This is a genomic window from Brevundimonas lenta (assembly GCF_014196335.1).
GTDB classification, from domain to species: Bacteria; Pseudomonadota; Alphaproteobacteria; order Caulobacterales; family Caulobacteraceae; genus Brevundimonas; species Brevundimonas lenta.
Genome location: NZ_JACIDM010000003.1, coordinates 65,817 through 89,759 on the forward strand (window position 1 = coordinate 65,817; position 23,943 = coordinate 89,759).

At 69.6% G+C, this 23,943-nt stretch carries 22 protein-coding genes, 1 other RNA gene and 1 pseudogene; 11 read left to right on the forward strand and 13 right to left on the reverse strand.

Annotation, left to right across the window (positions count from 1 at the left end):
- Position 1: 1 nt before the first annotated feature.
- From GGR12_RS13540 to GGR12_RS13585, 10 genes and pseudogenes are all read right to left on the reverse strand, one after another.
- On the reverse strand, positions 2 to 832 hold the full coding sequence (locus GGR12_RS13540; protein WP_183204991.1) for a DUF5694 domain-containing protein: 831 nt from the start codon (positions 830 to 832) through the stop codon (positions 2 to 4).
- Positions 833 to 900: 68 nt separating this feature from the next.
- Complete coding sequence (locus GGR12_RS13545) at positions 901 to 1,722, reverse strand: TIGR00282 family metallophosphoesterase (protein ID WP_183204992.1); 822 nt, start codon at positions 1,720 to 1,722, stop codon at positions 901 to 903.
- 3 nt (positions 1,723 to 1,725) lie between these two features.
- Positions 1,726 to 2,325 (reverse strand): 5-formyltetrahydrofolate cyclo-ligase, encoded by a 600-nt coding sequence (locus GGR12_RS13550; RefSeq protein WP_343053261.1) that lies wholly within the window; start codon positions 2,323 to 2,325, stop codon positions 1,726 to 1,728.
- Positions 2,326 to 2,449: 124 nt separating this feature from the next.
- Positions 2,450 to 2,610, reverse strand: a non-coding RNA gene (gene ssrS, locus GGR12_RS13555) — 6S RNA.
- Positions 2,611 to 2,737: 127 nt separating this feature from the next.
- A pseudogene (locus GGR12_RS16865) lies at positions 2,738 to 4,129 on the reverse strand (TIGR01777 family oxidoreductase); the annotation flags it as partial.
- A complete protein-coding gene (locus GGR12_RS13565; protein ID WP_183204993.1) occupies positions 4,107 to 4,763 on the reverse strand; it encodes a DUF4166 domain-containing protein in 657 nt (218 codons plus the stop codon). The gene GGR12_RS13565 and the pseudogene GGR12_RS16865, both read right to left, overlap by 23 nt.
- Before the next feature lie 18 nt (positions 4,764 to 4,781).
- Positions 4,782 to 5,324, reverse strand: coding sequence for a GbsR/MarR family transcriptional regulator (locus GGR12_RS13570; RefSeq protein ID WP_183204994.1), 543 nt, complete (start codon positions 5,322 to 5,324; stop codon positions 4,782 to 4,784).
- A 145-nt stretch (positions 5,325 to 5,469) separates the two neighbouring features.
- Entirely contained in the window at positions 5,470 to 5,850 is a 381-nt protein-coding gene (locus GGR12_RS13575; protein WP_183204995.1) for a hypothetical protein, read from the reverse strand.
- On the reverse strand, positions 5,850 to 6,155 hold the full coding sequence (locus GGR12_RS13580; RefSeq protein ID WP_183204996.1) for a cell division protein ZapA: 306 nt from the start codon (positions 6,153 to 6,155) through the stop codon (positions 5,850 to 5,852). The genes GGR12_RS13575 and GGR12_RS13580 overlap by 1 nt, the downstream gene beginning before the upstream one ends.
- Positions 6,155 to 6,412, reverse strand: a complete 258-nt coding sequence (locus GGR12_RS13585; RefSeq protein ID WP_183204997.1) for a hypothetical protein — start codon at positions 6,410 to 6,412, stop codon at positions 6,155 to 6,157. The genes GGR12_RS13580 and GGR12_RS13585 overlap by 1 nt, the downstream gene beginning before the upstream one ends.
- A gap of 97 nt (positions 6,413 to 6,509) precedes the next feature.
- Here GGR12_RS13585 and tkt point away from each other — a divergent pair, with 97 nt between their 5' ends.
- From tkt to purT, 4 genes are read left to right on the forward strand one after another with little or no spacing between them, the layout of a single operon-like run.
- Positions 6,510 to 8,504, forward strand: coding sequence for a transketolase (gene tkt, locus GGR12_RS13590; RefSeq protein ID WP_183204998.1), 1,995 nt, complete (start codon positions 6,510 to 6,512; stop codon positions 8,502 to 8,504).
- Complete coding sequence (locus tag GGR12_RS13595) at positions 8,501 to 9,346, forward strand: alpha/beta hydrolase (protein WP_343053263.1); 846 nt, start codon at positions 8,501 to 8,503, stop codon at positions 9,344 to 9,346. Before tkt ends, GGR12_RS13595 begins: the two co-directional genes overlap by 4 nt.
- Positions 9,343 to 9,738, forward strand: a complete 396-nt coding sequence (locus GGR12_RS13600; protein WP_183204999.1) for a VOC family protein — start codon at positions 9,343 to 9,345, stop codon at positions 9,736 to 9,738. Before GGR12_RS13595 ends, GGR12_RS13600 begins: the two co-directional genes overlap by 4 nt.
- A 2-nt stretch (positions 9,739 to 9,740) precedes the next feature.
- The gene (purT, locus tag GGR12_RS13605) at positions 9,741 to 10,934 is read left to right on the forward strand and encodes a formate-dependent phosphoribosylglycinamide formyltransferase (RefSeq protein WP_183205000.1); all 1,194 of its coding nucleotides are present in this window, start codon (positions 9,741 to 9,743) and stop codon (positions 10,932 to 10,934) included.
- 190 nt (positions 10,935 to 11,124) lie between these two features.
- Here purT and GGR12_RS13610 read toward each other — a convergent pair whose 3' ends face one another.
- Positions 11,125 to 13,026, reverse strand: a complete 1,902-nt coding sequence (locus GGR12_RS13610; RefSeq protein WP_183205001.1) for a methyl-accepting chemotaxis protein — start codon at positions 13,024 to 13,026, stop codon at positions 11,125 to 11,127.
- 212 nt (positions 13,027 to 13,238) lie between these two features.
- Between GGR12_RS13610 and GGR12_RS13615 the strand changes: the two genes are divergently transcribed.
- Entirely contained in the window at positions 13,239 to 14,399 is a 1,161-nt protein-coding gene (locus GGR12_RS13615; protein WP_246328930.1) for a carbohydrate porin, read from the forward strand.
- A 12-nt stretch (positions 14,400 to 14,411) separates the two neighbouring features.
- Here the strand turns inward: GGR12_RS13615 and GGR12_RS13620 are convergent, their stop codons facing one another.
- Positions 14,412 to 15,551 (reverse strand): S41 family peptidase, encoded by a 1,140-nt coding sequence (locus GGR12_RS13620; protein WP_246328931.1) that lies wholly within the window; start codon positions 15,549 to 15,551, stop codon positions 14,412 to 14,414.
- A 215-nt stretch (positions 15,552 to 15,766) separates the two neighbouring features.
- Positions 15,767 to 16,456, reverse strand: a complete 690-nt coding sequence (locus GGR12_RS13625; protein ID WP_183205004.1) for an EF-hand domain-containing protein — start codon at positions 16,454 to 16,456, stop codon at positions 15,767 to 15,769.
- Between the two features lie 130 nt (positions 16,457 to 16,586).
- Here GGR12_RS13625 and GGR12_RS13630 point away from each other — a divergent pair, with 130 nt between their 5' ends.
- The 6 genes from GGR12_RS13630 to fba all read left to right on the forward strand — a co-directional run bounded on the left by GGR12_RS13630 (position 16,587) and on the right by fba (position 23,923).
- A complete protein-coding gene (locus GGR12_RS13630) occupies positions 16,587 to 17,303 on the forward strand; it encodes a response regulator (RefSeq protein WP_183205005.1) in 717 nt (238 codons plus the stop codon).
- Positions 17,300 to 18,898, forward strand: coding sequence for an ATP-binding protein (locus GGR12_RS13635; RefSeq protein ID WP_183205006.1), 1,599 nt, complete (start codon positions 17,300 to 17,302; stop codon positions 18,896 to 18,898). The genes GGR12_RS13630 and GGR12_RS13635 overlap by 4 nt, the downstream gene beginning before the upstream one ends.
- Positions 18,898 to 20,226 carry a S41 family peptidase gene (locus tag GGR12_RS13640; protein ID WP_183205007.1) on the forward strand — a complete coding sequence of 443 codons (1,329 nt, stop codon included), beginning with the start codon at positions 18,898 to 18,900 and terminating at the stop codon, positions 20,224 to 20,226. Before GGR12_RS13635 ends, GGR12_RS13640 begins: the two co-directional genes overlap by 1 nt.
- A 114-nt stretch (positions 20,227 to 20,340) precedes the next feature.
- Positions 20,341 to 21,348 carry a type I glyceraldehyde-3-phosphate dehydrogenase gene (gene gap / locus GGR12_RS13645; RefSeq protein ID WP_183205008.1) on the forward strand — a complete coding sequence of 336 codons (1,008 nt, stop codon included), beginning with the start codon at positions 20,341 to 20,343 and terminating at the stop codon, positions 21,346 to 21,348.
- A 173-nt stretch (positions 21,349 to 21,521) separates the two neighbouring features.
- Complete coding sequence (locus tag GGR12_RS13650) at positions 21,522 to 22,718, forward strand: phosphoglycerate kinase (RefSeq protein WP_183205009.1); 1,197 nt, start codon at positions 21,522 to 21,524, stop codon at positions 22,716 to 22,718.
- A 119-nt stretch (positions 22,719 to 22,837) separates the two neighbouring features.
- A complete protein-coding gene (gene fba / locus GGR12_RS13655) occupies positions 22,838 to 23,923 on the forward strand; it encodes a class II fructose-bisphosphate aldolase (RefSeq protein WP_183205010.1) in 1,086 nt (361 codons plus the stop codon).
- The last annotated feature ends 20 nt before the right edge of the window (positions 23,924 to 23,943 follow it).

Genomic DNA, 23,943 nt, shown 5'->3' on the forward strand with positions numbered 1-23,943 from the left:
GTCAGGTCGTCGGAAGGTAGTCCGCCGGCTCGACCAGGCGGTAGCCTGGCGTGGTCTGGACCATCTGCCGGAGCCAGTAGTTGTGACCTGAGCCGTAGATGACGACGATGCGGTCGCCGGGCTCCGCCGCCTGCATCAGGCGGGCGAAAATCATGGCGTTGCGGGTGTACCAGCGGCCGTTCAGGAAGGCGCCCGGCTGGGCGTCGCCGGAGCCGAAGGACATCAGGGCCGAATAGAAGGTCTGGTCCGAGGCGACCCGTTCGGGCGTGTTGATGCCGGCGAGGATCTGCCCGACGGTCTGCGTCTGCTGGCGCTGTTCGAAGTCCGCGATCATGGCGGCGACGGTCGCGTGCATGGCGCCGAGATCGTCCATGCGCCCGTTGGCCTCGGCCCAGGCCTGCACGTCCTCGAACGGGAAGTAGGACGGCTGGCCGTCGTGGTCCTGTTCGTCGATGGCGTAGACGCGGGTCAGGCCGAGCCTGTTGGCCAGGCGGTAGCCGATCTGGATGCGTTCATCGCCGTCGGTCAGGAGATCGGCGGGGGTGAAGGCGGGATAGCGGTGGTCCAGCATGGTCGACTGGTCCCGCGCGATGCGCTCGATGGCGACCGCCGTGGGACGGAAGCGCGCCAGGCCTTCAGCCACGGCCTCCAGCTGGGCCTGCTTTTCGGGCGTGGTGACGGGATCGACCCGGGCGTTGTGCAGGTCCTGCCCCGGATTATCCATGTGATACGTGCCGAGGATCATCACCTCGATCGGCGCGGGCGTCGGCGTCTGGGCCTGGGCGGCCGCAGGGAAGGCGAGCGCCGCGACGGCGGCGAGGATCTTCAGCATCGGTCGGGCCCCACAGAGGTTCTGCAAAGGCAGAGGCCGCGAAGGGCCCGATTGGATGCAGTCGGCGGTCAGACGACCGGGATGGCCTGGCTGAGGCGGCCGCCGACGCGGATGGGTTCGACGCGGGTGGCGAGGCCGGTCTTGTCGTCGGTCTCGACATAAACGCCGCAGATGGTCGCCGGGCCGTGGGCCGGAGTATAGCGGCCGCCGGAGATGCGGGTGGTGAAGCGCCGCAGGGGCTCTTCCTTCTCGTTGCCGATGACGGAGTCGTAGTCGCAGCAGCCGCCCGCGTCGGTCTGGTAGGCGGTGCCGCCGGGCAGGATCTGGCTGTCGGCGGTCGGGACGTGGGTGTGGGTGCCCACGACCAGCGAGGCGCGGCCGTCGCAGAAATGGCCCATGGCCATCTTCTCGCTGGTGGCCTCGGCGTGCATGTCGACGATGACGGCGTCGGCGGCGATGCCCATCGGGCAGGCGGCGAGTTCTTTCTCGACGGCGCTGAAGGGGCAGTCCATCGGGTCCATGTGCACCCGGCCGAGGACGTTCATGACCAGCACGGTCTTGCCGCTGTGGGTCTCGAACAGATTGGCCCCGGCGCCCGGTGCATCCATCAGGCGCGGATAGTTGGCGGGGCGGATCAGGCGCGGCTCGCGCACGATGTAGGTCAGGGCCTCCCGCTGGTCCCAGCTGTGATTGCCCAGCGTCAGGCAGTCGGCGCCGGCCATGAACAGCTCATTGGCGGTGTTCTCGGTGATGCCGAAACCGCCCGCGGCGTTCTCGGCGTTGACCACCACGAAGTCGAGCTTCAGGTCGCGCTTCAGCGCGGGGAGATGGTCGATGAGGCCGTCGCGGCCGGACTTGCCAACCACATCGCCGAAGAACGCCAGACGCATATTTCAGAGAACCTTTCGGGCGGGGGTATAGCCCACCTCGGTGAGAACGCCATGCAGGCGTATGTCGTGTCGGTAGACCGGCAGGCCGTCGACCTGCTGACCGACGTAGGCGAAGCCGATGCGCAACGCTTCCGGCAGGGCCGCGAAGGTGCGGTCGTAGTAGCCGCCGCCCTGCCCCAGGCGACCGCCGTCGAGGTCGAAGGCCAGCAGGGGCGTGAGGATCAGGTCAGGGGTGACCGTGTCGGCCAGCAGCAGGGGCGCGGGCACGCCGACAAGATCGAGCTCCAGCGGTTCGCCCGGCGCCCAGCGGCGGAAGATCATCGGCGCATCGGCCTGGATCACCACCGGCAGGCACAGGACGCGTCCGAGGCGGGACAGGGCCAGGGACAGGGCGTCCATGTCGAGTTCCGAGCCGATCGCGCGATAGACGGCGACCACCTCCACGACCGGAAGGGCGGCCGCGTGTTCGGCGGCCCGCAGGGAGGCTTCGGGATCGAGGCCGGCCAGGCGCTTGCGCGCGGCGCGCATGGTCGCCCGGAGTTCGTGCTTGTCGATCATCCGCGAGAGGTAGCGCATCGGGTGGGCGGGAGTCCCCCCCTGCACTGGCCCCCTCCACCATCCTTCGCTTTCAGCTGCGGATGGTCCCCCTCCCCCTGCGGGGGAGGAAATGCGCTCATGCAGCGAGGCCCCGCGGGCCGAGCGCTAGCGCACCAAGGAAGGAGAAGGTGGCGGCGCCGCGTGAACCGTGAAGGACTGTTCAATCCTCTCGACCTGGGTAGCCAGGTGGGCTCCGTGTGCTCAGGCCCTCGAGCCCAAACAGGGACAGATCCCTTCGAGTGAATTAAGGTCGCGAGGATAAGTCGCCTTCGACGTGAGCCGCAGCAGGACCCGCCGCGGACCAAGATAGTCGGTCATACCCCTTTACGCCAGTGGCGCGACGGGGCCGGGCGCCGACGATGGCGGCGAAAGCGCTGTCCAGGTCGGGGTGGCGAAAGCGGAAGCCGGTCGCCAGCGCCTTCGCCGGCATGATCCGCTGACCGCCCAGAAGCAACTCATCCGCGAAGGCGCCCAGCGCCAGCCGCAGGGGCGCCGCGGGCGCGGCGAGCAGGGCTGGACGATGGAGCGCGCGGCCGAGGGCGCGGGCGAAATCCCGGTTCGTCGCGGGCTGGGGAGCCACAGCGTTCATGGCGCCCCGGACCCGCGGCTCGGCGACGGCATGCAGGATCAGGCGCACGCAATCGTCGTGCGTGATCCAGGACATCCACTGACGCCCGGAACCCATGGGGCCGCCGAGGCCGAACTCGAACGGGGTCAGAAGGCGCGACAGCATGCCGCCCCCGGCGCCGAGGACCAGGCCGATGCGCAGGGTGACCACGCGGACACCCATGGCCTCGACCGGCGCGGCGGCGTTCTCCCACGCGTCGCACAGACGGTGACTGAAGCAGGGGTTGGCGGGGCCGGTTTCATCGAGGATTTCGTCGGCGTGCAGGCCGTACCAGCCGATGGCCGAGCCGCTGACCAGGACCTCGGGCCGGCGCTCCAGCCGGGCGATCAGACGGCGGAGGTCGCGGGTGACTTTCAGGCGCGAGCGCAGGATGCGGCGGCGCTTGGCGAGGGTCCACAGGCCGTCGCTGATGGGCTCGCCGGCGAGATTGACCACCGCGTCAATGCGCGTGTCGTGAGCGATCTGGTTCAGGTCAGTGATGACGGTGATGGGGGCGGCGAGGTCGGCGGTCTTCGGATTGCGGACCAGGGCGATGACCTCGTGACCGGCGCCGGTCAGGGCCTCGATCAGCCGACGGCCGATGAAGCCGGTTGCGCCGGTGACGAGGACGCGTCGGCGGCCCGGAAGCTCACGCCCCATCAGGGCGGCGTCGGGCTGGACCAGACGGTCGGAGCGTTCGCTGGCGGCCAGGTCGCGCAGACCGAAGACGAAGACGCCGGCGGCCGCGGCGCTGGCCACCAGACTCCACAGGCCATGCGAGGTCGCGGCGAGGGTCGTCGGCTGATTGCTCCACGCCAGCAGAAGGGGCGCAAGCAGGATGAGGATGGCGCCGTAGTTCAGGGCCAGCAGGGTATGGGTGACGCGCTCCGAAGCCGGCAGACGGCGGGTGCGGTCCTCCTCGACGAAGTCGGTCAGGGTGATGACCACCTCGACGGCCAGCAGAACCATGACGGCGATGGCGAGCAGGCCTTTCGGCTCGGCCCACGCGATCATCAGGAAGAGGGCCGCGTAGATGAGGTTGCGGACGCCGTGCAGACGAAGCTCGGCCTTCTGCGACGGCCGCCACGCCAGCCGCTCGGTCAGTTCATGGTGGAACAGGGTGTCGAAGGCGCCCATGGCGATCTGGAGCGTCAGCAGGATCCAGAGCAGGTCGGTCATGTCAGTCGTCCTGGAACACCGCATCCTGGCCGAGAAGCCGGCCGAGCAGCGGGTGATCGAGGGCCAGGGTGAAGGCGAAGCGGCCCTCGCCGAGGTCACGGTGGGTGATGGTCAGGGCGCCGGGCTCGGTCCAGCGCGGCAGGCGGATGCGGACGCCCAGAACGGTCGCGAAATAGTGGGCGCTGCGGAACACCAGCGCGCCCTCCTCCGCCGTGACGGTCAGGGCCATGCCGACGCCGGCGCCGACGTATTCTTCCAGCCCGGTGGGGCCGGCGAAGCGTTTGGCGCTGTGAATGACCTGCGGGAAGCCGTCGGCGCGGACGTACATGCGCGTCCAGACCTGGCCCTGGCCGACCGCGTCCTCGGTGACGGCGACGACGCTGGGCCCCGGCTGGAAGACCAGCGGCAGGGGCGCGCCGATGAGGCGGGCGGCCTGGGCCAGGAGGCGGCCGGCGAGGTTGCTTTCGACGGCGAGGACGTCGCCCTTGTAGACGACGGTGGCGCCGCCCTTCAGGCGCTTGGAGAAGCGGCAGCGGACCGCCAGGGGCAGACCCGCCCAGTCGGCGGCGGGAAGCAGGGCGCGGAAGCGAAGGTCGGCCAGTTCGCCTTCCGGCGCGGCGCCTTCGGCTTCGTTCCTGATTGCGACTGCAGCCCCCATCGTCCCCTCCCCTGTTCGCTATTTGCCGCCGGGAACGAGCGCCGCGATCCGCGCGCCCAGTTTCAGCAGCGCCATCAGCTTGGGCCGGGCGACTGTGGTGATCTGCCCGTACCAGCGATCGATGGTCTCGGTGAATTCCAGCATCTCCTTCAGCCGCTTGAGGGCGACCGGGGAGACGGTGGGATCGGTCTCGGCCTCGGCGACGCAGGCGCGCAGGGTCTCGACCGCGGGGTCGATCTCCTTGGCCTTGCGCCCGGCGGCGATGCGGGAGGCGACCTCCCAGACATCGGTCTCGGCCTCGAAATGCTCGCGCCGGTCGCCCTTGATCGGGACGCGGCGGATCAGGTTCCAGGCCAGCAGCTCCTTGAGGGAGTTGGAGACGTTGGAGCGGGCCATTTCGAGGGTGACGGCGATATCCTCGGCCGTCATCGGCTTGTCCGCCGTCATGAGGAAGGCGTGGATCTGGGCGACCGAACGGTTCACGCCCCAGAAGCCGCCCATCTCGCCCCAGTGGAGGACGAAGCGTTCGATGGCGTCGGGAAGTTTCGTTGTTTCTGTCATGACAGAAATATCAGATGAAGCGGGACAGGAGTCAAGCGGTGGAGTTGTCGGAGTTTGAATGGATGAGGTCGGAGCCGCCCCCTCCGTCACGGCGCAAAGCTGCGCCGCGCCACCTCCCCATGGAATGGGGAGGAGATGGCGGGCGTCAGCGCTTGTCGGCGCGGCGCCAGCCGAGGACGCAGAGGCCCAGCATGATGCTGTTACCGACGGCGTCGAGCAGACCCAGCGGGGTGAAGACCGGGTCGACGAAGGTGAACCACCAATTGAACCAGAAGAACGGCAGCAGGCCGATTCCGTAGGCGAGGAAGGTCGTCTTCGTGAATTTGGAAAAGGCCGCGAACAGGCCCGAGATCATCGCCTGGGCGCCGAAACAGGCGACCACGAAGGGCAGGATCGGCGCGTCGATGCGGTGCTGCGGCAGGAAGGTCAGATCGATGACGCTCTGCGGGGCGACGAGGGCCCAGCCGCCGAGGACGAAGAATACCGCGGCGATGCCCCACTGGATGCGGCGAGCCGTCAGGAGCATCAGAGGCCCTGGGCGATCTTTTCGAGGCGGGCGGCGACGGCGTTGAGCGCCTCGGCGACGCCGTCGACATTGGCCGCCGCCGGGACGGGCGCGCCGCCGTTGAGGCGGATCTCGTGCAGTTCATCGGCCAGCATCAGGCCGGCCATGAGGAACAGGCGGATGTCGCCGACGTGGCCGACCTCACCCGCCACCTGGCGGACGTGGCTGTCGAATTGTTTGGCGAGGATGCGGACGCGCTCTTCCTGGCCGTCGGCGCAACCGACGGCGTAGGGGCGGCCGTTGATCTCGACAGTGACCGTCGCCATCAGCGCCCCTCCTGCTCGGCGAGGGTGTCGCGAATGGCGTCCTCGGCGCGGCCCAGAACGTCGGCGGCGTCGCGGACGGCGGCTTCAAGCTCATGAATTCGCACGCGATCGGTCTCACTGGAGGGGCCGGGCGCGAACAGGTCGTCGTCAGGCACGCGGCTGGCCCCGGCGGCGCGGCTCTTCAGATCAAGCAGGCGTCGCTCGAGAAGCGCCAGCGCGCGGTCGACGCGATCCTTGGCGGCCGATGCAGCATCCATCCGGTCAGAACCTCCAGAATCCGTATAGAACCCGCGCGCGCGTCGGGGTAAAGCGGCGCGCCTCCCTTTTTCCGCCTCCCCACATAAAGGTCTCCCCGTGACCGACGCCAAAACCGTATCCGAAAAAGCCTCTCCGAAGCAGATGGCCGACGCCATCCGCGTACTGGCCATGGACGGCGTGGAGAAGGCGAAGAGCGGCCACCCGGGCATGCCGATGGGCATGGCCGACGTGGCGACCGTGCTGTTCTCGAAATTCCTGAAGTTCGACGCGAGCCGCCCCGACTGGGCCGACCGCGACCGCTTCATCCTGTCGGCCGGCCACGGCTCGATGCTGATCTACGCCCTGCTGCACCTGACCGGCTACAAGGCCGCGACGAAGCAGGAGCTGTCGAACTTCCGTCAGTGGGGCTCCAAGACCGCCGGCCACCCCGAGTACGGCCACATGCCGGGCGTCGAGGTCACCACCGGCCCGCTGGGCCAGGGTCTGGCCACTTCGGTCGGCTTCGCCATGGCCGAGCGCCATCTGGCCGCCAAATACGGCAAGGACCTGGTGGATCACCGCACCTGGGTCGTCGCGGGCGACGGCTGCCTGATGGAAGGCGTGTCGCAGGAGGCGATCACGCTGGCCGGCCGCTATCAGCTGAACAAGCTGACCGTGCTGTGGGACGACAACGAGATCACCATCGACGGCAAGGTGTCGCTGTCGGACGCCACCGACCAGAAGGGCCGCTTCAAGGCCGCCGGCTGGGCCGTGAAGGCCATCGACGGCCACGACATGAAGGCCATCAAGTCGGCGCTGGCGTGGGCGACGAAGCAGGACAAGCCGACGCTGATCGCCTGCAAGACCAAGATCGGCAAGGGCGCCGCCACCATGGAAGGCAGCCACAAGACCCACGGCGCGGCGCTGGGCGCGGCCGAGGTCGCGGCCACTCGCCTGGGCCTGGCCTGGCAGCACGAGCCGTTCGAACTGCCGGAAGCCGTCGACAAGGCGTGGAAGAAGGTCGGCCGTCGCGGCGCCACCGAGCGCAAGGCGTGGGAGGCCCGTCTGGCCGCTTCGTCGCAGGCCGCAGACTTCACCCGCGCGATGAAGGGCGACCTGCCTGAGGGCGCCTTCGCCAAGATCGACGCGAAGATCGCCGAGCTGGTCGAGACGAAGCCGGCCCAGGCCACGCGCCAGTCGTCGGGCGCCGCCCTGGACGAACTGTTCGCCGCCATTCCGGAGCTGATCGGCGGCTCGGCCGACCTGACCGGCTCGAACAACACCTTCGTCAAGGACACGCCGATCTTCGACGCGCCGACCTATGAGGGCCGGTACATCAACTACGGCATCCGCGAGTTCGGCATGGCCGCGACCATGAACGGTCTGGCGCTGCACGGCGGGGTGATCCCGTACGGCGGCACCTTCATGGTGTTCGCGGACTACAGCCGTCCGGCGATCCGCCTGGGCGCCCTGATGGGCGTGCGCGCGATCCACGTGCTGACCCACGACTCGATCGGTCTGGGCGAGGACGGCCCGACCCACCAGCCGGTCGAGCACCTGGCCGCCCTGCGCGCCATTCCGAACCTGCTGGTCTTCCGCCCGGCCGATACGGTCGAGGCGATGGAGTGCTGGAAGCTGGCGCTGGAGCACAAGACCGCGCCGTCGGCCCTGGCCCTGTCGCGCCAGAAGACCGCCGCGGTCCGCACGGTCGCCGCGACCGAAAACCTCTCGGGCAAGGGCGCCTATGAGCTGCGCGCCGCCAACGGCGCGGCGAAGGCGACGATCTTCGCCACCGGCACCGAAGTGCCGCTGGCCCTGGCCGCCGCCGACCGGCTGGAAGCCGAAGGCACGCCGACCCGCGTGGTCTCGGTCCCCTGCTTCGAGCTCTTCTTCCAACAGCCGAAGAAGTATCAGGACAGCGTCATCGGCCGCGGCACGGTGCGCGTCGCCGTCGAGGCCGCGATCCAGCAGGGCTGGGAGCGCTTCATCGGCGAGGACGGCGGCTTCGTCGGCATGAGCAGCTTCGGCGCCTCGGCCCCGGCGGAGGTTCTGTACGAGAAGTTCGGGATCACCACGGACGCCGTGGTGGACGCGGTCAAGGCGCGTCTGTGACAGGCCTGCGCCGTCTGATGCTGGCGGCGGGGTTTGCCCTGTCGCTGGCTGCGGGGCCGATCGCCCACGCGCAGACGGAGCCGGTCGAGACACCGATCGTCATCGGCCAGTCGTACGCCCTGCCCTCGGCCATCTATGGCGGGACGCGGGAGATCAACGTCTGGCTGCCGCCAGGCTATGCCGAGAGCGGCCAGACCTATCCGGTGCTGTACCTGCTGGACGGCGGACAGCAGCAGGACTTCCACCACATATCCGGCATCGCCCAGCTGGGGACGATCGTCGGCACGACGCGGGATGTGATCGTGGTGGGCGTGGGGTCGGTGGATCGTCGCAACGAGCTGGCTCTGCCGACGGAAAATCCCGAGCTGATCGCGCGCTATCCCACCCAGGGTCAGTCGAGCCGGATGCGGGACTTCCTCTGGAAAGAGGTCGAGCCCTTCGTCGAAGGACGCTTCCGGACCAATGGCGAGACGGCGCTGATGGGCGAGTCCCTGGCGGGCCTGTTCGTGGTCGAGACTTTCCTGAAAGAGCCGCAGATGTTCGACGCCTATGTGGCGGTGAGCCCAAGCCTGTGGTGGGACGGCGGCCAACTGGCGCGACAGTCGGGGGCGCATCTGCGCGATCACTCGAACGATCCGCGCACCCTGATCCTGACGATGGGCGACGAGGGACCGGAGGCGCAGGCGCTGATGGATACGCTGACCGCCAGCCTGCGCGACCATGCCCTGCCCGGCGTCACGTGGGAGTTCCAGCCGCGGCCGACCGAGACCCACGCCACCATCTATCACGGCGCGGCGCTGGACGCGTTCCGGCGCCTGTATGCGGTCCCGCCCGCCCAATGAGCCGGATCAGCGCCATAAGCCTGCTGGTCAGGGACTACGACGAGGCGATCGCCTTTTACGTCGGCAAGTTGGGCTTCGAGCTCAGCGAGAACACCGACATGGGCGGCGGCAAGCGCTGGGTGCGGGCGACGCCGAAGGGCGGGCAGACCTCGCTGCTGCTGGCGAAGGCGACCAGCGAGGCGCAGCTGTCCCAGGTCGGCGACCAGGCCGGCGGCCGGGTCTGGCTGTTTCTGGAGACGGACGATTTCGCGCGCGACCATGCGGCGTGGACCGCGGCGGGCGTGACCTTCCGCGAAAGCCCGCGCTACGAACCCTACGGCACGGTGGCGGTGTTCGAGGACCTGTACGGCAACGCCTGGGACCTGATCGAACCCACCCGCAACGGAGACTGACCATGAAGCTGGGCACGCCCCTTTCCGACACCGCCGTGCGCGTGATGCTGCTGGGCTCGGGCGAGCTGGGCAAGGAGGTCGCTATCGAGCTGCAGCGCCTGGGCGTCGAGGTGATCGCGGTCGACCGCTATCCCAACGCCCCGGCGATGCAGGTGGCGCACCGCAGCCATGTGATCCCGATGACGGATCCGCAGGTGCTGAACGGCGTCATCATGGCCGAAGCCCCGCACATCATCGTGCCGGAGATCGAGGCCATCGCCACCGAGGTGCTGGCGCAGATCGAGGCCGCGGGACTGGCGGTGGTGATCCCGACGGCGCGCGCCACGCAGCTGACGATGAACCGCGAGGGCATCCGCCGTCTGGCGGCCGAGGAACTGGGCCTGCCGACCAGCCCCTACGCCTTCGCCAGGTCCGCGATGGAGCTGGCCGAGGCGGCGCACAACATCGGCCTGCCGGTGTTCGTGAAGCCGGTGATGTCGTCGTCGGGCAAGGGCCAGTCGATGATCGAGGCCCTGGAGGACGCGCCGAACGCCTGGGCCTACGCCCAGTCCAGCGGCCGGGTCGAGACGGCGACCGTGATCGTCGAGGGCCGCATCGATTTCGACTTCGAAATCACCCTGCTGACCGTGCGGTCTCTGCGGGATGGCAAGGTCGTCACCGACTTCTGCGCCCCGATCGGCCACCTGCAGGTGAAGGGCGACTATGTCGAGAGCTGGCAGCCGCAGGCGATGACGTCCGCCGCCCTGGCCGCCGCACAGGACATCGCCGCGAAGGTGACCGGCGCGCTGGGCGGTCTTGGCGTGTTCGGGGTCGAGTTGTTCGTGAAGGGCGACGAGGTGTGGTTCTCGGAAGTGTCGCCGCGCCCGCACGACACCGGCCTGGTGACGCTGGCCACCCAGACGATGAGCGAGTTCGCCCTGCACGCCCGCGCCATCCTGGGCCTGCCGGTGGACGTCAGCCAGCGCGAGCCGGGCGCCAGCGCGGTGATCTACGGCGGGATGGAAGCGACCGGGATCGCCTTTGAAGGCGTGGCCGAGGCGCTGTCGGTGCCGACGGCGGACCTGCGCCTGTTCGGCAAGCCGGAAGCCTTCGAGCGGCGCCGCATGGGCGTGGCCACGGCGCGCGGCGAGACCACCGATCAGGCCCGCGAGCGGGCCCGGCTGGCGGCCGGCAAGGTCAGGCCGACCGCATCCTGAGCCTCAGGTTCGGACTCGGCCCGGTCAACGCGTTCCACCCATCCGCTCATCCCCGCGAAAGCGGGGACCCAGTGCTTTTGTGGGAACGCCGGCGTTTCAGGACGGCGAGCCGAGCATGTCCGGCTCCCACCGATCATCCAAAGAACTGGGTCCCCGCTTTCGCGGGGATGAGCGGTATTGAGTACGGCGTCTAGAACTCGGCCCATTCGTCGGAGATCGGCGCAGGCTTCAGGGCCGCGCCGCCACGGCCGACCGCGCGCATCTGCGGGACCGGACGGTGCGCCGGGGCGTTCGTCGCATGCGCGTCGGTGGAGGCGGTGCGGAAGCGGGCGACCGACGAGGCCAAGCCTTCGGCCTCCTGCGTCAGCGAGTGGCTGGCGGCGGTCGATTCCTCGACCATCGCCGCGTTCTGCTGGGTCACCTGGTCCATCTGGTTGACGGCGGTGTTGACCTGCTGAAGGCCCGTCGCCTGCTCCTGCGCCGACGCGGCGATCTCGGACACCAGGCTGTCGATCTCGGCCACGCGGCTGACGATGCGTTGCAGGGCCTCGCCGGTCTGACCGACCAGATCCACGCCGGCGCCGACCTGGGTGGTCGAGGCCGAGATCAGGGTCTTGATCTCCTTGGCGGCTTCCGCCGAACGCTGGGCCAGGGCCCGGACTTCCGAGGCGACCACCGCGAAGCCGCGACCGGCGTCGCCGGCGCGAGCCGCTTCCACGCCGGCGTTCAGGGCCAACAGGTTGGTCTGGAAGGCGATTTCGTCGATCACGCCGATGATCTGGCTGATCTGCTGGGCCGACTGCTCGATCGCGCTCATGGCGGCGACGGCGTCACGAACGACGGCGCCGGACACTTCCGCATCGCCACGCGCGGCCTGCACGACCGTCGAGGCCTGGCGGGCGCCCGATGCGGTCTTGTTGACCGTGGCGGTGATCTCATCGAGGGCGGCGGCGGTTTCCTCAAGCGAGGCAGCCTGCTGCTCCGTGCGGCGCGACAGATCGTCGGCGGCGTGGCTGATCTCGCCCGAACCCGAGCGGATGGCCGAGACGTTCGAGACGACTTGCGACATCGCCTGCTCCAGCTGGACCATGGCGGCGTTGAAGTCTTCCTTCAGCTTCTCGTACTCGGCGGGGAAGGCCTCGTTGATGCGGTGGGTCAGGTCGCCGCGGCTGAGCTGGGACAGGCCGGTGCCGAGGGCGTCGACGACCAGACCCTGTTCGCGAGCGAGGACGGCGCGGGCCTGCTCGGCCTGGCGGCGCTGGTCGTCGTCGGCGGCGCGGCGGCGGTCGGCCTCGGCGGTCTCTTCGCTTATGCGCTGAACGATGAGGTCCTGCAGATCTCCGACGGCGCGGCCGACGGCCCCGATCTCGTCGCCGCGACGGGCGCTGGTCAGATCGACGTCGGTGCGACCCGAGGCGAGCGCGCGCATCTCGTCAGCGAGCGAGCGGATCGGACGGACGATCATGCGGGTGGCGGCGGCGAACAGGGCGAGGCTGAACAGGATGCCGGCGATGACGGCGCCCAGCATGACGTTGTGGCCCAGGGCGGCCTTGGCCTCGGCGCCGACGCGGGCGGCCTCGGCGACGGTCTCGATGTCGCCGGCGGTCGTTTCCATCCGGCCTTCAAGGTCGAGGAAGGCCTGTTTAAACGGCGCGAGCCCGGCGCGGGCGGCGGCCGGGTTCGCGTCCGCCTGGGCGACGATGCGTTCGGCGGCGGCGATATAGGCCTGAAGCGGCGCCTCGACCTCGCCCAGCGACTTGCGGATGTCGGGGTCGGTGGCGAGCGCCTTGTTGGTGGTCATGGCTTCGCGGAAGCTGGCGACGTGTTCGGCGGTTTCGGCGCGCACGTCCGCCAGATCGATGCCCGCGGAGGGATCGGCGGCGAGGATAGCCGAGAGCACGTCCGAACGCAGCGCGTCATGCATCATGTCGGCCTGCATGTGATTGCGCAGGACTTCGGACGACCGGCTGGACCCCTCCAGCGCCTGGCTCAGCGACGAGGTCATCCACATGCCCGCGCCGGCGCTGGCGCCGCAGAGCACGAGAACAGCGACGCCGGCGACGGCGACCTTGGCCCGGATAGTCTTGAACATAGAGTCCTCCCGATCAGGCCGAATTGGCGTCGAGAGGGTTAAAAAACCGCTGATACGCGCGGTGGAAACTACGTAGTTTCAGCTTAAGCCAAGAGCAAGTCCCGCAACGATACAGCATACAACGGGACACAACGCCCGATCAGCTATGCATAGCTGCGCAATCCCTGATGGCGAACAGAATGTTTGAGATCAAGACCAAAAGACAACTTAAGTTGACGAGCGCTGTCGCGGGCGGGTTTCTCGCCGCACTCGCAGTCTCCGGCCAGTGTTCGGCGCAGGAAAGCGACAGCGCCTGGTCGACCGAGGTTACCTATACCGCCGATATCACGGGCGTGGTCTCGGGCGGACCGGTCCAGGCCGGCAAATTCCTCGACAACCTGGACGTCATCATCGACGGCGATCTTGACCGCCTCATCGGATGGCGGGGCGCGAAGCTTCACCTTTACCTGCTGAACAACAACGGCGGGCAGCCGAACAACGTCGCCGGCACCCTGCAGGGGGTCGACAACATCGAGGTCGGGGACACGGGCGCGCGCCTGTACGAACTCTGGATCGAGCAGGATTTCGACGGCAAGGGCTCGGTACTGGCCGGCCTGTATGACGTGAACAGCGAGTTCTATTCGACCGCGGCGTCGGACCTGCTGATCGCCCCGCCGTTCGGCATCGGCTCCGAACTGGCGGCCACCGGGCCGAACGGCCCATCGATCTTCCCCTCCACCGCCCTTGCGGTCCGCGCGCGCATCGGCAGCGCCGAAGGCAGCTACCTGCAGGTCGCCGCGGTCAATGCGGAAGCCAGCACCCTGGGCGACGTCGACGGCGTGGACGCGGACTTTGATACCGGCGGCCTGTTCCTGGCGGAAGCCGGCTGGACCGGTCCGCTGCGGGTCGCGGTCGGCGGCTGGCGCTACAGCGAGGAGCAGGACGACATCCGCGACACCCTGCCCGGCGGCGATCCGGCGCGCAGCACGGCGCAGGGCGCCTATCTGCTGGCGGAAGGTCCGCTGTACTCGAACGACGACGGGCTGGCGGCGCGGGCCTTCCTGCGCGCGGGCGTGTCGGACGGCGACACCACCGACTTCGAGGGCGGCTGGCAGGCGGGCATCCGGCTGGATCAGGTGCTGGCCTCACGGCCGGACAGCGCCTTCTCGATCGGCGTCCATCAGGGGCTTCTGTCGGACAAGGCGCGCGCGAACTTCCGCGACGACCTGATCGATCCCGCGCGCGCCGAGCAGGGCGTGGAGATCACCTACGCCGACACGATCGGGCGACTGACCATCCAGCCCAGCGTGCAGTGGATCGCCAATCCGGGCGGCGACCGGGATGCGGATGCGATCGTGGTCGCCACCCTGCGGCTGGCGGTGGCGATCCACTGATCGCCACACGCCTTACGGCAGGACGGAAACGCCCGCGGCCTGGGCCATATCCGGCGACGGACCGCCCAGCGCCGCGATGGCGGCGACCAGACCGGCGTCGTGGCCGGCGCGACGCTCGCGCAAGGGAGCCGGCGCGACCAGGTCCGGAGTCACGCCCCGCTTCTCCAGACGGACGCCCCCGGAGGTGACGAAGTCGGCGCGGCTGAGCGTCAGACGGCCGCCGTCGGGCAGCAGGGTCTCTTGCGAGATGAGCACGGCGCCGGCGGTCGGCTCGCCGATGACGACGGCGCGCTTCGCTTCCTGCAGGGCGGCCGGGGTCAGTTCCGCGGCGCTTCGGCTCTGGCTGTCGACCAGCACGGCGACGTCGTTGAAGACGGGCGCGGCCAGCTCGCCGCAACCGCCGGCGGTCTTCAGGACGATCTGGCGGCCGGTGCGGGCCGTACGCGTGGCCCAGGCCTGATCACGCGGCAGGAAGCAGCTCAGAACAGCCTCGGCCTCCATCAGGCGACCGCCGGGATTGCCGCGCAGGTCCAGCACCACGTCGGTGTCGGGATCCAGACCGGCCAGCTCTTCGCCCATCCAGCGACCCAGACCGGGCTCGAAGCCCTCGATGCGCAGGACGACGACGCCCGGGTGCGAACGGTCGGCGACGAAGGCCGGCTGCGGCTCCATGATCACGGGCGTGACCTGGACCGGCTGCGGCTGTCCGGCCTCGTCGACGAAGGACAGGGTGACGGCTTCGCCTTCGACGACGTCGCTCTCGGGCGACCACTGACCGGGCGCGCCGGTCTGCAGACGCCAGCCGGGCAGGACGCCGGCGGAGTCGGCGGGAGAGCCCGCACGGACCGTCTCGACCAGATAGACGCCCGGATCGTCGGACTGATGACGCAGGGAGACGCCGATGGTGGCGCGGCGTTCGCGCAGGGCGTCCTGGCGGCGGGCGACGGCCGGCGGCGAGGCGCCGGCGTGGTCGTCGTTCAGCAGGTCCAGCATTTCGCCCAGCACGGTGTACAGGCCGCGGTCATCGGTGGCGGCGAGGGCCTGCGCCCGATAGGTGCGGCGGGCCTCGTTCCAGTTCACGCCGTGAAGCTGGGGATCGTAGTACTGGGTGCGGACCTCGCTCCAGACGCGGTCGAACACGCGCTGGTTCATGCGCGCACGCTCCCGGGGAGATACGGCGCCCGCCGCGGCGGGCGCGGCTGCGGCTGTATCGCCCAGCGGCGAGGCGGCGAAAGCGGGAGCGGCGACAAGCGCAAGGCCAATCGCGGCTGACACGGTCAGTCGTCTGACGAAGCTGCAGGAAGGCATGGGCGGACGTTACGACGCCCGCCCGATGACAATCAAATCACAAAAACGCCGGGTCGCGATCAGTTTTCGTTATCGTGACGCGTTTCAACCCGGTGTGTGAAGATGCGAACGTCGCCGTCGCCGCCGCGTTCGCCCTGCTCCACGAAGCCGGACTGGTCAGCGTCCATACGGGCGAAGGCCTCGCGCAGAGGGGCGGTGAATTCGGCCTCGCTGAGCTTGCCGTCGCCGTCCCTGTCGAGATCGTGGTCGCCGCCCGGACCGCCCATCTGGCGGATTTCGACGCGGTGCTCTTCGCTCCATTCGCCGCCGCGCGGACCCTGGACCACCCGCGGCGCGCCGTCGGGGCCGGGCTCCCCGACGAAGACCATGGTGCGTTCGCCGCCCCCGGAGGTCCAGGTCGAGGCCTGCCCCCCCGGTCCGTCGCGGCGGATTTCGATGCGGCGTTCGCCGGGACCGCCGGCGCCGGTCATGACCATCACCTGATGGCTGTCGTGTCCCGAGGCCATTTCCTCGGTCGACAGGCGGCCGTCGCCGTCCTTGTCGAGCCCTGCGAAGGCGTTGTTGAGCGGCGCGGCGAATTCCTCGCGGCTCACCTGACCGTCACCGTCCTTGTCGAGGCCGCCCGGCCCGTCCTCACCCATGGTCATGAAGTGGGCGCGCATTTCCGGCGGCCGCGGGGGTGCAGGCGGAGCGGGCGGCGCCGGCGGTTCCTGGAGCAGGACGGCGGACAGGGCGATGAGGGTCAGCATGGGCGGTCGGCTCCCGGATTGTTGTCGGACGCCGTTCGACCACGGCGCGCTTGCGTCCGTGTTTCAGGCGCGTCCGGATTTGTTTCAATCCTGAAATGACGCCGACTTCCGGCTCGGACAGAATGGCGGAATGCAGTCAGAGGCTCCGCGCATCCTTGTCGTCGACGATGACCCAGGCATCCGTGAAGTGTTGTGCGATTACCTCGCCCAGCACGGCTATGACGCCGTGGGCGCGGCCTCGGCGGCGGAGATGGACCGGGCGGTGGCGACGCGCGCGCCGGACCTGATCGTGCTGGACCTGATGATGCCGGGCGAGGACGGGCTGTCGGTCTGCCGCCGCATGGCCGGCAAGGGGCCGCCGATCGTCATGCTGAGCGCCATGGGCGAGGACACGGACCGGATCATCGGGCTGGAGCTGGGGGCCGACGACTATCTGGCCAAGCCCTGTAATCCGCGCGAGCTGCTGGCCCGCGTGCGCGCCGTGCTGCGCCGACCGCGCGAGGAGGCGGCGACGGACGGACCGGCGCTGGGCTTTGCGGGCTGGCGGCTGGATCTGATGCGGCGCGAGCTGACCCGGCCCGACGGCCAGGTCGTCGGCCTGTCGGCGGGGGAGTTCGCCCTGCTGCGCGCCTTCGCCGAGCGTCCCGGTCGGGTCATGACCCGCGACCAATTGCTGGAGCGCGCGCGCGGCGCGGACGCCGACGTATTCGACCGCGCCATGGACGTGCAGATCAGCCGGCTGCGCAAGAAGCTGGACGACGGCTCGGGTCTGGAGATGATCCAGACGCTGCGGGGCGAGGGCTACCGGTTCGACGTCAAGGTCGAGCGGCATCGGGGCGCGCATTGAGACGTCCGTCCTCGCTTCCCGTGCTGGTCCAGGTCGCCGCGCTGGCGGCCTTCGCCGTCGTCATGTCGCAGGCGGTCGCCTTCGGCGTGGTGCTGCTGGCGCCCGAACCGCGCCCGGCGGGCTTCAGCATCGAGGCCGCCTCGCACGCGCTGAAGGGCGAACCGGCTGAGACCGCCGATGGCCGCGCCCTGCGCCGCCGCATCTCCGACCACCCCGTCGAGCCCCGCCAGAAAGGCGTCGGCGACCCGTTGGCGCTGGCGATCCGGTCCGGTCTGGCGAACAGCCTGGACGTGCCGGCCGAGCAGGTGATCGTGGCGATCGAGCAGCCGATGCGCCGGGAGCGGTCCGCAGCGTTCACCCGCCGCCGCGTCGATGACGACAGTCCGTCGGCGACCAGTTTCGTCTTCGTGCGCCGGGATGACGACGTAGTCGTACCGACGCCGCCCCCCGCCCCTGCGGCGCCCGCTCCGCCAGCGCGGCCCACGCCGCCTCCGATGCCGCCGGCGCCCATGCCGGGCCGCATCGTGAAGCCAGACCAGATACAGGTGCACGCCGAACTGCGGGCCCGAGCGATGGCCAGGGGCGGTCCGATCGTGGTCGACAGCACCACGCATCAGTTCACGGTCATGACGGATCGGCTGACCTTCGCGCCGTTCTCGGCGTCGCTGCGTCTGCCTGACGGGCGCTGGGCGACGGTCGAACCGCCGCGCAGCTTCCTGTCGCCGTGGCAGCAGCGCGTGTTGCTGGCGCTGGCGATCTCGATGCTGCTGCTGGCGCCGCTGGTGTGGTGGATGGCGCGGCGGCTGACGAGGCCGATCCGGGTGTTCGCCGAGGCCGCCGAACGGCTGGGCGCCGATCCCGAAGCCGATCCCCTGCCGCCGTCCGGCCCACGCGAGGTGCGCACGGCGATCACCGCCTTCAATGACATGCAGGCCTCGCTGCGGCGTCACATGCGGCAGCGCACCCAGACCGTGGCCGCCATCGCCCACGACCTGCGCACCCCGCTGACCCGCCTTCGCTTCCGCGCCGAACAGGCGCCGGACGCGGTGCGCGACCGCATGGCTTCGGACATCGAGGAAATGGACGCCCTGATCGGCCAGGCCATGGCTTTCGTGCGGGGCGAGACCACGCCGGAACGCTGCGAACCGCTGGATCTGGACGCCCTCGCGTCGGATTGCGCGGCGGGCTTCTCGGAAACCGGCGCCGCCGTGACCTTCGACGGAGGCGGCGCCCTGCCCGTGCGCTCCGACCCCGCCGCGCTGCGCCGGGCGCTGGACAACCTGATCGCCAACGCCATGCAGTACGGTGGGCAAGCCCGCGTGCGCGCCTTCGCATTCGACGGCGCGGCGGTGGTCACCGTCGACGACGACGGACCGGGCCTCGATGACGCCGAGCTCGAGGCCGTGTTCGACCCCTTCCATCGGGGCGAACGCTCGCGTAATCGCGAAACCGGCGGCGCGGGTCTTGGCCTGACGGTTGCGCGGCAGGCGGCGCGCGGCTCCGGCGGCGACGTCGTCCTGATGCGCCGCGACGGCGGCGGCATGACCGCCCGCCTGCATATTCCTCTCGATCCGAACCCTGTGGAGACGCCTTGATGCGCATCGTCCTGATCGCGGCCGCCCTTCTGGCCGCCGGTCCCGCCTTCGCCCAGACAGCCCCCGCGCCGAATGCGCCGGCCGCCGCCGCGACCGTCGAGCGGCCCACGCCGCGCCAGACCGTCGACGCCGTCGCGGCGCGTATTCGCGAACTGTATTTCGACCCCGCGATCGGGGACCGCGTCGCCGGCGAACTGGAGGCGGAGGCCGCGGCCGGCGCGTTCGACGCGCTGACCGATCCTCGTGACCTGGCCCCGGCGCTGACGGCGCGATTGCGGCCGCTGGATGCGCATTTCAACGTCACCTTCGATCCCGCCGCCCCGAGCGGCACGCCGGTGCGCCGCATGCGCCCGCCCGAGGGTGCGGCCCCGGCTGTGCGGCCCGTCAATCCGGGCGAGGCGCGGGCTCACTACGGCTTCCGCAAGGTCGAGGTCCTGCCGGGCAACGTCGGCTACATCGACCTGCGCCAGTTCTACAATATCGACTTCGACAACCCGGCCGACCCGGCCCGGCGGGCCGCCGATGCGGCGCTGGACTTCCTCGCCGACGCCGACGCGATCATCTTCGACCTGCGCGACAACGGCGGCGGGGCCCCGTCGATGGTCGGCTATCTGACCAGCGCCTTCACGCCCGCGGACGCGCCGATCTACAACATCTTCCATAGCCGCGAGGGCACCGAGAGCGAGGCCCCGGCCGTGTTCCGGCCCAACCCGCGCCTGGACGTTCCAGTCTACGTCCTGATCAGCGGACGCACCGGCTCGGCGGCGGAGGCCTTCCCCTACACGCTGCAGGGCGCACGACGGGCGACCATCGTCGGCGAGGCGTCCGGCGGAGCGGCGAATCCGGGCGGCATGGTCCCGGTCGGCGGCGGCTTCGCCGTCTTCGTGTCGATGGGTTCGCCGAAGAACCCGATGACCGGAAAGAACTGGGAAGGGACCGGGGTGCTGCCCGATGTCGCAGCGCCGTGGGATCAGGCCCTGGACAGGGCCCATTCGCTGGCGCTGGAGGGGATCATCTCGGCGGACGCCGGGCGCACGGACGCCGTCTGGGCGCTGGAGACCCTGCGGGCTCCGGCCGGCCCGTCGGACCTGTCCGTCTACGCCGGAATGTATGGAGAGCAGCGGGTATCCATCGAGGGCGGCAAGCTGCAGATCCAGCGCGGCCGCCGCCCGCCGGTCGTTCTGAAGCCGCTGGGCGACGACCTGTTCACCGTGGTCGGCGACCCGACGCGCCGGATTCAATTCAGCCGGGATGAGGCTGGTCGCGTCATCGCCTACGATGGGCTGGCGATCGACGGGCCGGGCATGCGCGCAAGGCGCACCGAATAGGCCGCAGCGTTACAGTTCATCACGGCTTGTTACAGGCGCGGGGTTGAATCCCCGCGCCGGCGGTCCCATTGAAGCGCCAACCAGACACCCCCGCGCTTTTCAGGAGCTCCGCCCATGACCGTCCGCGTCGCCATCAATGGTTTTGGCCGCATCGGCCGCCTCGTCCTGCGCTCGATCGTCGAGCATGGCCGCAGCGACATCGAAGTGGTGGCGATCAACGATCTGGGCCCGGTGGCCACCAACGCCCACCTGCTGAAGTACGACTCCGTCCACGGCCGCTTCCCGGGCACGGTGACCTCGGGCGAGGACTGGATCGACGTCGGCTCGGGCAAGATCCGCGTCACCGCCGAACGTGACCCGGCGAAGCTGCCGCACGCCGAACTGGGCGTCGACATCGCCTTCGAGTGCACCGGCATCTTCACCACCAAGGAGAAGGCCTCGGCCCACCTGACCGCCGGCGCCAAGCGCGTGCTGGTTTCGGCCCCGTGCGACGGCGCCGACAAGACCATCGTCTACAAGGTCAACCACGAGACCCTGACCGGCGCCGACATCGTCGTCTCGAACGGCTCGTGCACCACCAACGCCCTGGCCCCGGTCGCCAAGGTGCTGAACGACCTGTTCGGCATCGAGCGCGGCTACATGACCACCATCCACGCCTACACCGGCGACCAGCCGACGCTGGATACGATGCACAAGGATCTGTACCGGGGCCGCGCCGCCGCCCTGTCGATGATCCCGACCTCGACCGGCGCCGCCAAGGCGCTGGGCCTGGTGCTGCCGGAACTGAAGGGCAAGCTGGACGGCTCGTCGATCCGCGTCCCGACCCCGAACGTCTCGGTCGTCGATCTGAAGGTCGTGGCCGGTCGCGAAGTCACCGTGGAAGAAATCAACGCCGCCCTGCAGGCCGCCGCCGACGGCCCCATGAAGGGCGTGCTGGCGACGACCACCGATCCGGTGGTCTCGATCGACCTGAACCACGTCGCCGCCTCCTCGACCGCCGCCCTGCCCCAGACCCAGGTCGTCGACGGCAAGCTGGCCCGCGTCCTGACCTGGTACGACAACGAGTGGGGCTTCGCGACGCGCATGGCCGACACCGCGCTGGTGATGGCGAAGCTGATCTAGGACTGCTCCCTCTCCCAATGGGAGAGGGCTTGAGCGCCCGGGAGCGAAGCGATCGGTTGCGCGAAAGGGTGAGGGGCGGCGGCTTGCCGCCCTCGCACCAGCCGACCCTCATCCGACGGGGCTCCGCCCCGCCACCTTCTCCCATCGGGAGAAGGCAAACAGAGCGCGACCCCATGACTTTCCGCACCCTCGACGACGCCAAGGACCTCGCCGGCAAGACCGCCCTGGTTCGCGTGGACTTCAACGTGCCGATGGAAGGCGGAACCGTCACCGACGACACCCGCCTGCGGGTCGCCCTGCCGACGATCAACAAGCTGCGTGACGCCGGCGCCAAAGTCGCCCTGCTGGCGCATTTCGACCGGCCGAAGGGCCAGCGCGTGCCGTCGATGAGCCTGAAGCCGGTCGTCGATGACCTGGAACGCCTGCTGGGCGCCCCGGTGCGCTTCGCGAACGACTGCGTAGGCGACGAGGCGAAGGCCGTGCTGGCGGACCTCGACGCCGGCGGCGTGGCCCTGCTGGAGAACGTCCGCTTCCACGCGGGCGAAGAGAAGAACGACCCCGCCTTCGCCGCTCAGCTCGCCGAGCTGGGCGACGTCTTCGTCAACGACGCCTTCTCGGCCGCCCACCGCGCCCACGCCTCGACTGAAGGTCTGGCCCGTCTGCTGCCCGCCTACGCCGGCGAGTCGATGCGCCGCGAGCTGGACGCCCTGGACGCCGCCCTCGGCAATCCGCAGAAGCCGGTCATCGGCATCGTCGGCGGGGCCAAGGTCTCGACCAAGCTGGATCTGCTGAAGAACCTGGTCGGCAAGCTGGATCGCCTCGCCATCGGCGGCGGCATGGCCAACACCTTCCTGTACGCGCAGGGCGTCGATATCGGCGGCTCGCTGGCCGAGAAGGACATGGCCGACACGGCCCGCGAGATCATGGCCGAGGCCGCGGCGAAGGGCTGCGAACTGCTGCTGCCGGTCGACGTCGTCGTCGCTGCCGAGGTCAAGCCGGGCGCCGCATCGCGCGTCGCAAAGGCCGGCGACGCCCTCGCCGCCGACGACAAGATCCTGGACGCCGGTCCGGAGACTGTGGCCCGGCTGACCGCCGCCATCGACGCCTCGAAGACCCTGATCTGGAACGGCCCGCTGGGCGTGTTCGAAATCCCGCCGTTCGACGCCGCCACGGTGGCCGCCGCGAAACACGCGGCCTCGCGCGCGAAAGCCGGTCAGCTGATCGCCGTCGCAGGAGGCGGAGACACCGTCGCGGCCCTGAACCACGCGGGCGTGGCCGACGACATGACCTTCGTCTCGACCGCCGGCGGCGCCTTCCTGGAATGGATGGAGGGCAAGCCTCTGCCGGGCGTCGAGGCCCTCGAGGCCTGACGTTGCGCTGAGACCACGAACGACGCCGGACCCGTGGTCAGGCTGTAACAATGCGTGACTTCGACCGTTCTCCGGTCTAGATCACGGCCAACAATCAGAGGGCTCAGGAGACACCCACCATGGCGCGCATCACGCTGCGGCAACTGCTCGATCACGCGGCTGAGAACGACTACGGCCTGCCCGCCTACAACATCAACAACATGGAGCAGGGCCTGGCGATCATGGAGGCGGCGGAAGCCGTCAACGCCCCGGTGATCATTCAGGCCAGCCGCGGCGCCCGCAGCTATGCGAACGACATTGTCCTGGCCAAGCTGATCGACGCCCTCGCCGAGCTGTATCCGCACATCCCGGTGTGCATGCACCAGGACCACGGCAACGGCCCCGCCACCTGCGCCACCGCCATCCAGTACGGCTTCACCTCGGTGATGATGGACGGCTCGCTGGAAGAGGACGCCAAGACCCCCGCCAGCTACGAGTACAACGTCGACGTCACCCGCCGCGTCACCGAGATGGCCCACAGCTGCGGCGTCTCCGTCGAGGGCGAGCTGGGCGTGCTGGGCTCGCTGGAAACCGGCATGGGCGAGGCTGAAGACGGCCACGGCTTCGAAGGCAAGCTGGACCACTCCGCCCTGCTGACCGACCCCGATCAGGCGGTTGAGTTCGTGAAGGCCACCAAGGTCGACGCCCTCGCCATCGCCATGGGCACCAGCCACGGCGCCTACAAATTCAGCCGCAAGCCGGACGGCGAAGTGCTGGCCATGAACGTGATTGAGGAAATCCACCGCCGCCTGCCGGACACCCATCTGGTCATGCACGGCTCCTCGTCGGTGCCGCAGGACCTGCAGGACATCATCAACCAGTACGGTGGGAAGATGCCCCAGACCTGGGGCGTGCCGGTGGAGGAAATCCAGCGCGGCATCAAGCACGGCGTCCGCAAGATCAACATCGACACCGACAACCGCATGGCCATCACCGGCGCCATCCGGAAGGTGCTGGCCGAGAAGCCGGGCGAGTTCGACCCGCGCGCTTATCTGAAGCCCGCCAAGGAGGCCATGCGCAAGCTGTGCATCGAGCGCTACCAGCAGTTCGGCTGCGAAGGCCAGGCCTCGAAGATCAAACCGCTGTCGACCGCCCAGATGGCCAAGCGCTACGCCGCCGGCGAACTGGACCCGCACTTCGGCGCCCGCGCCTCGAAGGCGGCCTGAATTTCAGGGTGAAAGCAAAG